Genomic DNA, 11923 nt, shown 5'->3' with positions numbered 1-11923 from the left:
AATTGAAGAATGGAATTATACATCACCATCTGGAGAGATTCGGAATGTTCAAATAACAGATATAACAGGGGATGGTAAAATGGATATTATTGTATCAACAACTACATCGCTATTTATTATTAGCCAGTCTGCCTGCACCTTAGGTGCGGTTAGTGTATATGATGCAAACAATAATTTTATTGGTACCTACACCACAATCCAATCAGGGATAAATGCCTGCCCTATTGATGGCACAGTCAAGGTTGCGGCTGGAATTTACAATGAGGCGGTTTATATCAATAAAAGCCTTGCTTTAATTGGTGCAGGTGCAGATGTCTGCACAATTACAGCATCTGGACTTGGCGATACAAACACCGTAACCAATGCAGATGGCACAATCACTGGATTCACCATAACTGGAGCAAGTGGATACTGGCTAACGGGCAATGGAATATATTGCAAAAATGGAAACCCAACCATTATGCATAACACAATATCAGAGAATAGCTATGGCATCCGCTGCGAGAACTCCTCCCCAGCCATCACACACAACACCATAGTGGAGAATATCTTGTATGGCATCGTCTGCTGGCAAGCCTCTCCAGCCATCACCAACAACACCATAGCGGGGAATAGCTATGGCATCCACTGCGAATACTCCTCCTCAGTTATCACCAACAACACCATAGCGGGGAATAGCGATGATGGCATTTGTTGCTACAATTCCTCCTCCCCAGCCATCACCAACAACACAATCTCGAGGAATGGCACTGGCATCTACTGCGACAACTCCTCCCCAACCATTACCAATAACACAATATCGGAGAATAGCGATGATGGCATCTACTGCAAGAACGACTCCTCCCCAGCCATCACCAACAATATTATTGCACAAAATGGCACAACCAATGCTTCTGCCTATGGCATCTACAATACTGTAGGTGGTAACCTCACCATTGACTACAACGATGTCTGGGGTAATGGAATAGATGGCTCTAAAAATTATTACAATTGCTCTCCCGGAGCGAATGACATCTGTGCTGATCCCCAATTTCTATCAACTATGAACTATGAACTATCAACTAATTCCCCCTGCATTGACAAAGGCAATAACACCGCCCCTGGCATTCCGTTAACCGACAAAGATGGTAATCCAAGGATTGTAAATGGCAGGGTTGATATGGGTGCCTATGAATTTCAAGGCACCCCAACCCCACCTCCCACCACAGACTCGGTTACAGTCTACAATTCCTCAGGAACACTTATAGGAACTTACACCACAATCCAGGCAGGAATAGATGTGTGCCCGGTTGGCGGCACAGTCAAGGTTGCTACTGGAACCTATCAGGAGGCAATCTATATCAACAAGAATATTGCCTTAATTGGTGCAGGTGCAGATGTTTGCACAATTACCGCCACGAGCCTTGGCTGGACAAACACCGTAGCCTTTGATGGCAGTAATACAAAGGGTACAATCACGGGATTTACCATAACTGGGGGTAATTGTGGAATACATTGCATAAATGGAAGTGCTCCAACTATTACCAATAACACCATAGTGGGGAATGGCGGGGAGGAAGGAGGTAATGGCATCGGCTGCGGCAACTCCTCCCCAACCATTACCAACAACACCATAGCGGAGAATAGCTATGATGGCATCTCCTGTGGCAACTCCTCCCCAACTATCACCAATAACACCATATCAGGGAATGGCTTGCATGGCATCTCCTGCAACTATTATTCTTCCCCCACCATCATCAATAATACCATAGTGGGGAATGATGCCGATGGTATCTGCTGCTGGTCCAACTCCTCCTCCACCATCACCAATAATATCATAGCAGGGAATAATCATGATGGCATCTGCTGCTACGATTCCTTCCTCACTATCACTAACAACACCATAAGAGGGAATAATGACTATGGCATCCGCTGCTACAACTCCTCCCTCACCATCACCAATAACATTACTGTCCAAAATGGCACATCTAATAATTTGGCCTATGGCATTTTTAATGACACAGCCTATCCCAACGCTCCCGCTGGCACCCCTACCATTGACTACAACGATGTCTGGGATAATGGATTGGGTGGTATGCAAAATTATTCTGGTTGTTCGGCTGGAGCAAACGACATCTGTGCTGACCCCCAATTTGCTGATAGTGATTATCGCCTTGACACCCTTTCCCCCTGCATTGATGCAGGGTTAAACACTGCCCCTGGCATTCCAGCCACCGACAAGGATGGCAACCCAAGGATTGTAAATGGTAGGGTTGATATGGGTGCCTATGAATTCCAAGGTACCCCAACATTGAGGATTATCACTAATTCTTTACCACAAGGTCAGATAGAAAGTTATTACCAATCTACCCTTACGGCAAGAGGTGGTAGCCCTCCATATACCTGGTCAATCACAACTGGTTCTTTACCTCCAGGCTTAAGCCTTCAGCCATCCACAGGAACTATCTCTGGCATACCCACGGAGAAAGGAACATTTACCTTTAGCGTCCAAGCTACCGACCAAGAAGGGACTACTACTTCCAAAGAATTATCTATCTTCATTGCCCCTTTAGAAGGAACAGAACGGCTAAAATGGAAGACTATGGTTTCCAATGGATGGTATCCTCTGCCTGCCATTAAAGATGGGGTAGTATATGTAAATACTTATGAGGGGATAAAGGGAATAAACTGTAGCACAGGTGAGAAGGTGTATGAATATCCCTTAACTAATTCCGAACCATTTCCTGCAGTATTAGATGAAGAAGGTATGGCTTATATTGTATATACTTACAAGGGTATGTGGCAAATACAGGCTATTAATGTTAGTACTGGAACATTAAAATGGAGCTCTAATAAAATAAATGGCCAGGGAATTTTAGGGAATGCCCTATTTGATAATTATTTCTATGCTGTGGTTCTGGACTATAACCCTGTTTGTCATACTGACTTATATGTATTTAACAAAACAACAGGCGAAAGCAAATGGAAGTTGGAGAATATATCAAGAATCTGTGCAGTAAATGACAATGTATGCGTGGTTGATCGAAGTGGGGACAAAGAGTATAAAGGGTTGTATATATTAGATGCTATAACTGGCGAGATAAAAGCAGGATTTAATGACAATACAAGTTTTTCGGGAGCAATAATAAGGAATGGCAAAATATATATTTCAGGTAAGACAAATAAGAGGTTCTATTGTATAGATATCAATGGTAATAAGCTATGGAGCACTCAATTAGATGAAGAAATTTATTCTACCCCTTGTCTATCCGAACCCAACAAATTAGTCTTTATTAGCTGTAAAAACGGTAAGCTTTATGCTTTAGATATGAACAATGGAGCTATAAAATGGTCTTTTTCTACGGGTGGAACAATAGAAACAGCCTCTCCGGTATATAAAGATGGAATTGTATTTATTGGCTCAAGTGATAAAATGCTCTATGCCATTGAGGCAGATTCAGGTAACTTAATTCAAAGATATGCAACAGGTGGGAATTTAAGTAATTCTACTCCAGCAATTGAAGATAAGACTGTTTATATCCATTCGGCTGATGGTTATCTTTATGCCTTTGAATATGAGACTTCTTTAGTAATTAGCTCTCTCTATCCCAGTCCAAATCAAAAGAATATCCCAATAGATACCCAAATCAAGGTAACATTCAACAAGGAAATTGATTCATCAACCCTTAACCCTTCAACCTTCAAGGTCTTGCGAGAAACAGAGGTTATTGCCGGAATGATTACTTACGACACTACTAATAAAACCGCTATTTTTATCCCTCATTATCCGCTGGATTATAACACAAACTATAGTGTAATTGTAACTACGGGTATTAGGGATACAAAAGGGAATTCATTAAGCAAGGATTATTCTTTTTCATTTACCACTGAGGTATCTACCTGGCCGATGTTTCGCAGAGATTCGGCAAATACTGCTTATACCCTTCAATCAATGAGACCTCCTTTAAAATTAAGTTGGCATTACCAGACACCTTCTAAGATTTTGTCTTCACCTTTAATTGTAGATGGAATGGTATATGTAACTACCTATGATGGTATGATATATTGCATCAACCTTTATACCGGTAATAAGATATGGGAATATGATGCAGGTAATTGTAATTATTACAATCACAAATTGAGTGTTCACAATTTTACCTCCCCTGTGATAGTAAATGGAAAAATTTACATTGCCGCTGAAAATGAGAAGGATAACGAGGTAAGCCCATTGCATATCTTAGACGCAAAGACAGGCAAATGGCTGGGGGTTATTGGCTTATCGGGTAATGTTAGAAGTTCACCGATTGTGTATAAGGGAAAGGTATTTATGAGAATAGAAAATACATTGTATATTATAGACAGTAAGAATGATGCGCTAAAATCATATTCCCTTACTGGTTCAGGTCCTTCTCCAGCAATTAAAGATGACATAATTTATCTTGCAGAAAATAAAGAATTTGGTTCTTTTCTTTACGCCAGGGATATCAATACCCTTGAGGTAAAGTGGCAGTATCCTATAATTACGTGGCAAAACCCTGTAGTAAAAGATGGAAGTGTGTATATTATAAGTAGTGATAGTTTTCTCTATGCCCTTGAGGCATCAAGTGGGACAGAAAAATGGAAAGCATGGCTTAATAGCAATCTTGATATAAGAGGAATTGCTGTGGGAGAAGGTATTGTCTGTGCTGGAAATCAGATATTTGATAGCACTACAGGCAAGGAGAAGGTAAAACTTAATGGAGGGTATTGTTTGCCCACCATTACGAAGGATACAGTATACTTTTACCATGAAAACGCACAAGTAATATATGGATGTGACATTGCCACAGGAATAAGAATTTGGGAATATTGGCCAATGACTTTATACAACACTGTTCCCCCAAATAATTCCCTTGCGGTAGCTGAGGAAAGATTATGTTTTGGAGACCTATCTGGGGTATTATATTGTTTTGAAAAAGGACAAGAAACTACTGGTTTTATATTGGGAAAGGTATTTAATGACCCTAATGGAAATGGATACGGCGGTGGAGACCAGGGGATAGAAGGGATAACCGTAAGATTATCTACCGGAGAAACCACGACCACTGATAAGGATGGGAATTTTTCATTCATTGTTCCCGAAGGGATTTATAATGTTAGTATAGATATACCCCAAGGGTATTCTATTTCACCAGGCACTCAATACCCAGTAACCCTTGATGTTAAACCACAGGATAAAGAGACGGTATGGTATGGGCTACAAAAATCTACAACCCTATCTGTTTTCCCCGTAGAATGTAGAGTAAATCCAGGAGGCTCGGTTACCTGGACGGCAAAACTAATGTATCAAGGAATGCCTCTTGCTAATAAAGAGCTCATCTGGCTATGGAAAAGCAATAATGCACTAATTGCAACCTCTCTTACCAATGCAAATGGAGAGGCTACCTATACCTTCACTGTTGATAATTTTGATTCAAATCCTGAATTGCTCTATGAATTTATTGTTTTGTTTGCCGGAGATAATGAATACCCAAAGAAACAAGCAGAGATGAGGGTAATTATAAGTAAAAGGAAGTTTAGATTGTTAGAACCTGTGGATGGGGCAATAGATAATACAGGAGGGACACCTACCTTTCGCTGGACAGCGGTTGAAGGGGCAAAACTTTATACCATTGAATTTTCAAAGAATAAGGCTGTTAATCCTGATGGAGGCTTTGCAGAATCAGAGAGCTTAGCCCATCCAACAACTAACTCATGGACTCCTTATATAGGATTCTTCCTGCCTGGCACATATTATTGGCATATTGGAGTAGAATATGGAACCCTTTCTTCTTTTTGCTGGGGTGACGAGATATGGAGAATTAATATCCCAACAGTAAATTTGCCTGTATTGGAGGTTTCCCCAACTTCGTTAGATATTGGAAAAATAATACAGGGGGAAAAAATAACCCGAATTATACATATTACCAATAGTGGAGCAGGAAATCTTACTTGGTCAGCCACAACAAATCAACCATGGATTCTTTTGGAACCTTCAAATGTATCAACCCCTGCACCAGGCACATTGAATATTACTATAGATACATCGGATTTAAGTCCTATCGGAACATATTATGGGACAATTACTATAAGTTCTTCTTCGCCCAATGTCCAAGGAAGTCCTAAAGATATCCCGGTAGTTATTAATGTTTCCCCTTCTGAGACGATTGTTCAAAAAGTTGATGGAACAAAAATAAGGTTTGAAAAAACAAATGATTGGGAAAGTCCAAAATCTATTGATGCTTTGGCTTGTGCACAAATGATAATCAGATATATTAAAAACAAAGATAAAGGAGTAGAAGGTTGGGATAATGGGGAGATAGAACAATACTGGACATTGGGACAGTGGATTCGTAAAGTTTATAAGAATGTAGATGAAAATTGGAAAGAAATATGGAACGATGATGGAGTTGTAGCAAATAAAACTGGAGTAATAGATAAGATGGATGAAATACTCCGATACTATGGAGTTCCTGTTTATATGAACCTTTCAAGTGATTATAAATCAAATTTTGACGGATTCATTACTAAATTAAAAGATAATATTGACTTCGGTTTGCCTGTAATTTTATGGGTGCAGGATTCTGAAGATCATTCTTTAGTTGTGAATGGATATAAAGAAAAAAATGGTAAGATTCAATTCTATCTTTTTGACCCAAATGTAGAAACAACAGGAAGTGAAAATGAAGGGAAAGGATATTTATCAGAAATTCAGTTTGAGCCAACCAATGCTTGGCCATTAACATTGGAACAATCTGATGGCAATAAAACCTGGATTAGAAATATATTATTTATAAGTCAATATGTTATGATAAACACAAAAGAATGGGGCAATCTGATTTATGATGTAAAAAACGATAGTATTAATATAAGCGATGGCGAAATTAGTAGAATTCTTAAAAGAGTTGCTCCCTATCTTAAATCTTCTGAACGAGTTCATATCTATACAATTACGAAGAACAATGAAAAATATTCTGTAGCCTTTTTATATCAAAGCAGTGTTAATTTAGAACATTTGCTAGGTAATAGGGAAGGTTTTACCCAAGATGCTATTTTGGATGTCCCCTGTGTGGCAATTGTAATTAATAATAATGATGAGATTTTGTATGATAACATCACTGAAATTATTGATAATCTGAGTTGGAAATTTTATCCTTCAACATATATTTTCCCAAATCCATTTATAGTTGACAGTGTTGATTGGTTAACCTGGTCTGCCATTGACGGACAACTTAACCACCCAGCGGCTTCTATATTTGGTTTTACATATGCCTTTGCAAGTAAAAAAGAGATGTATAAAACAGCATTACGAGAAATATTATTACAAATGGCTGAGATGAACGCTGAAGTTATAATAGATAAAAATGCTCTAAAAATCGGAGTTTCTGTTCTGCTAAAAAAAATAGGAAATGATATTACATCTGAAGCATTAAAAAATTTAAATAATGAAATATGGAACCAGGCACTTCAGACAGCTCTTGGTGAAGGAAATAACTTTGCTCAATCTATGAAGTATGCAGATGAATTCATAGAGAAATTTTATCCTTATTTAACTGGTTTTGTTGAAAAAAAGGGAGCATTAAAAATCTCCGAGGGAAAAATTATTGAAATAGGTGGAACACCAATTGTTAAGACAGGTATTGATCTACTTTTTAGGGTTTTAAATCGGAGGGATATACCATCTGAACAGATAAAATATTTAGAGACTCTAAAAAATGAAATACAGGATCCGAATTCAGTTTCGGCAATCTCTACGGAGATAAACTATTTAGAGACTCTAAAAAATGAAATACAGGATTATCCGAATTTAGTTTTGGCAATCTCAAAGATGATAGCATATTTAGAGGATATAAAAAATGATATGCAGGAACAGGTTTTGCTTTCGGCAATCAATGAAACATTGGATGAGATTAACAGCAGAAAAAATGATTTTGAAGAAGCGTTTGATATTATTACGACTGACCCTGGTTTCTGGCAAGAGGCGATAAATAATGGAATTGGTGCGGCATTTAGTATATTGACTGCAGGTGCTCACTTAGGCTTTTGGAAAGGATTAGGTGTTGGATTGGTAATCAGTGATGCCTTGTCAAGTGGAAGTCAGCTTGCTGAGAGAAGTCAGATAGCAAATTTCTGTGTAAAGACAGGATATATATTAGATTCTGCTGTCCGAAATATTTACTCAAAAGTATCTAATTCTACCTCTGAGCAAGAAATTGAAAATTTAAAAAATGGAATGGTGTTTCATGCTGGAAGTGTGATAACTGCAAATAAGAAATTTGGTGATGGTTGGAGAGGAACAGGTCCAATCAGTAATTTCTTGTCAATTGTAGCAAGTGCACTATTTGGAAGTGTATCCCCTGGAGAAAAAGCTGATTGGTTCTTCCAGGTTGCAGAAGACAACTTAGATAATGTCAAAAATTTTATAACCTCACCATTGCCAAAATCAATTGTAGTAAAAAGTAACTTTCGACTTCTAAGAGAATCTCTATCCAACAATGAGAATGAACAGTTATATTTAAAGGTAACTCCAACCACGCAATCGGGTTATCAGAATCAACAGGTTGCTTTTAATATTAAAGTGTTGGACCAAAATGCCAATAAGATAGCTGGTGCAAGGATAGAGATAGTTGATAATGTAAAGATGCTCCAAATATACATTGATACAGATTCAGAGGGTAATGCTATCTATAATACCTCAGGAAATATCGGAGGGAACTATAGTGTAGAATTCATTGCCACAAAATCAGGTTATTCTAATAGCAATAAAGTAATTTGTAGGATATTAATCTACCTTACTTCACCGCAAGTATCTATGGATTTAGGAGGGACTATAGAAGGTAAAGCAGGAACACGAATGGATATTAGACCTAATGTTCTTCACGAGGATGCAATTGCCAGCATTTCTCCTATCACTTCTGGCCATTCTCAATATGCCACAGTCATAGAAGCTACTAATAAAATAGAACAACATCCAAATATTAGAGAAATTGAAGAATTAAAAGATAGAATTTGCGACTTTAAATTAACAAGTGTATCAACCAATCAATCTGTAATATTAAAAGGTAGCATAACAATTACCATCCCTTACCCTGATACAGATAATGATGGCTATGTGGATGGGACAGGGACATTAGTTAAGGAAAGGAATTTGCGTATCTTCTACCTCAATGAGGATAAACAGGAATGGGAGATGGTTGACTCTATGGTGGATACGGCAAGCAACACGGTTAGAGCTGAAGTATCCCATTTATCTATCTATCGGCTATTGGGATACCAAAGTGGTTCTATTACCAAGAGTGTTAGTCCCCACGAGGTATCAACTGATGGCACGGTGACCTATACAATAAGCTACTACACAGATGGGACATTAAGTTCGGTAGAAATACACGACATCTTACCGGCAACCTTATCTTTAGAATCTGCAACGCCTGAATATAGTAGCAGTGAAACAACCCAGGAGGGGATAAAATACAAGTGGTTTGTGGGAACACTTACCCCTTCCCAAGGAGGAACCATAACCATTGTTGCTAAAGCCTCAAGCAACATCCAGCCATATACTATCATAACCAATACGGCAGCCCTTTTAGAATACGGAAGTATTACCTTGGCAACTGTAACAGCAATTATCACAATTATTCCAGGCAAGCCAGCCACTATTACCCTCTCCGCAAACCCATCTACAGTCAATATAGACAAAGGGACTTCAAGCATCTCTGCCTACATCACAGACCAAAACAACAACCCTGTGGCTGATGGAACCATCGTCTATTGGACTGCTACAGGTGGCACAATCCCGCAAACTTCAACTACCACTCAAGGAACAACCACCGTTACAATTCAAGGGTTAATCACCATTGGCACATATACCATTACCGCTACAACCACTAACGGCATAAAGGCAAGCACTACCATTATGGTAATTTCAGGTCTGCCAGCCACCATCACCCTTTCTGCAAACCCAGCCACTATCAACGCAGACAAAGGGACTTCGAGCATTTCTGCCTACATTACAGACCAAAACAACAACCCTGTGGCTGGTGGAACTATTGTTTATTGGGCTGCTACAGGTGGCACAATCCCGCAAACTTCAACTACCACTCAAGGAACAACCACCGTTACAATTCAAGGGCTAATCACAATTGGCACATATACCATTACCGCTACAACCACCGACGGGATACAGGCAAGCACTACCATTATGGTAGTCTCAGGTCTGCCAGCCACCATCACCCTTTCTGCAAACCCAGCCACTATCAACGCAGACAAAGGGACTTCGAGCATTTCTGCCTACATTACAGACCAAAACAACAACCCAGTTGAGGAGGGAACAATGGTTTGGTTTAGCTACAATTCTTGGATTGGCACAGCCACAACCCTAAATGGCACAGCCACCATCATCGCATCTGGCTTAACCACCGTAGGAACTTACATCATAACCGCTACAACCACAGGGGTATTAGCCACTACAACCATTACTATCATTTCAGGAGCACTTTCTTATCTTACCCTTACTGCTCCAGAAACCACAACCACCAATGCTACTTTTACCTTAATAGTTGTTGCGAAAGACAAGAATGGAAATACAACAACGACTACAGGAACAGCTACCCTAACAAATACCACAAATTCCATATTCCCAACCATAATTTCCTTAACCAATGGAATCTGGACAGGACCAGCAGCCATCACCACCTCGCCCAATAAAGGCCAGGATACAATCACGGCAACCTATGAAACCGCAAAGGGAATAGCCACAATTACGGTTTTCATAAGTACCCAGCAAGGAACAATAAGCTTTGGAGGAACAGAAACAGCAAAGATAGAGTTTGGTTCGGGTAGTCTGGGAACAACAAATGTTACTGTCCATATTGCAACCTCAACATCACTTTCAACCCCACCACCTTTTGGAATTAGCTTTGTTGGGATTATCTATAACATTGAGCTTAAGGATGAAAATAACCAACCATTTGGAACCCAATCCTTACCAGGCTCAGCAACCATTTATCTTCCTTATTCAGAACACAATGGCTTTGTCGGCGGAACAAAGATAAGGGAGGAAGACCTTGTCATCTATCAATTAGAGAATGGAATCTGGAAACCATTATTTACTTATCATAATGGCACAGATAACCTTGTTTTTGCTCATCCTCCCCATTTCTCAACCTTTACCTTAGGAGGAACTCCAACCATTACAACCCAACCTAACCTAGACAATATCCTCGTCTATCCCAATCCATTTGTCCCTTATGACAATGACAAAGATAATGGCATTCCCTATAATGGCTCAGCGGATTCAGGGATTACCTTTAAGGGATTGACCGAAAATGCAGAGATTAGGATATTCAATCTAGCGGGTAGGTTGGTAAGGGAGGTTATGCTTACAAATCAAGGAACCTGGCAATGGGATGCGAGAAATCAAAATAATAAAGAGTTGTCAAGTGGGATATACATCTATGTAATTACAAATAACAAGAAAGAGAAGGCAACAGGTAGGATTGCCATTGTGAAATGAAAATGAAATTGCTTTTAGTAATTGGCTTAATAGCATTTTCAAGCTATGGAATTGATGAAAAGGCCGGAATATCAGGGGCACAATTTCTAAATATTGGGGTTAGTGCAAGGGCAAGTGGAATGGGTGGTGCATATTGTGCTCTTTCGGATGATGTTGACAGCATATGCTACAATCCCGCTGGGCTTGGAAAGATAGAGAAAAAAGGGATCGGATTTATGCATAGCCGCTATCTTAATGAGGTAAATTATGAGTATCTGGCAGGGGTTATGCCTCTTGGAAATCAAGGAATAGGAATCGCCCTTTCCTTGCTCAATTCCTCTCGTATAAAAAGGACTACCGTTTCAAACCCTAGTGGTGATGGCTCTTCCTTTGATGCCTGTGATTATAGCCTTACCGGCTCATATGGAAAAAATA

General features: G+C 39.4%; 2 protein-coding genes. Both read left to right on the top strand.

Annotated features, from left to right (window positions below):
• The first annotated feature begins 79 nt into the window (after nucleotides 1-79).
• Nucleotides 80-11509, top strand: coding sequence for a right-handed parallel beta-helix repeat-containing protein (locus AB1630_06600; protein MEW6103466.1), 11430 nt, complete (start codon nucleotides 80-82; stop codon nucleotides 11507-11509).
• Between the two features lie 2 nt (nucleotides 11510-11511).
• A partial coding sequence (locus tag AB1630_06595) for a UPF0164 family protein (protein MEW6103465.1) occupies nucleotides 11512-11923 on the top strand: 412 nt, incomplete at its 3' end.

This window comes from bacterium, assembly GCA_040753555.1.
Taxonomy (GTDB): domain Bacteria; phylum UBA9089; class UBA9088; order UBA9088; family UBA9088; genus JBFLYE01.
This window is presented reverse-complemented; position numbering and strand designations above follow the sequence as displayed.